This is a genomic window from Dellaglioa sp. CoH-55-MRSF-6, from assembly GCF_056782215.1.
The window spans coordinates 1-242 of record NZ_JBXAYJ010000067.1; the positions used below are offsets into that span (position 1 = coordinate 1).

Genomic DNA, 242 nt, shown 5'->3' on the forward strand with positions numbered 1-242 from the left:
GCACAAGGTGCTTGAACATGTGCGCAACGGTACGCTGCATGTGTGGGTCGCATTTCACGAAGAGCAGCGCAAGGGCGAATTGCAGAATGTAGAAGTCCAGATCACGCTCAGCCCCCAACGTTTGTTCTACGGGTACGGCCGTGTCCTGATACTCTCAGCCTTTTTTAATCATTCTCAGATGTACTATCTGCTGAAACGCGGGGAACTCGCAGGTAAGATAAGCCAGTATGCAGCCTCGAAGG

The 242-nt window shown here is 52.1% G+C and carries 1 protein-coding gene; it reads left to right on the forward strand.

Annotated elements, in window-relative coordinates:
- Nucleotides 1-242: hypothetical protein (locus AC1RPK_RS07810; protein WP_481769366.1), on the forward strand; the 242-nt coding region annotated here is incomplete at both ends.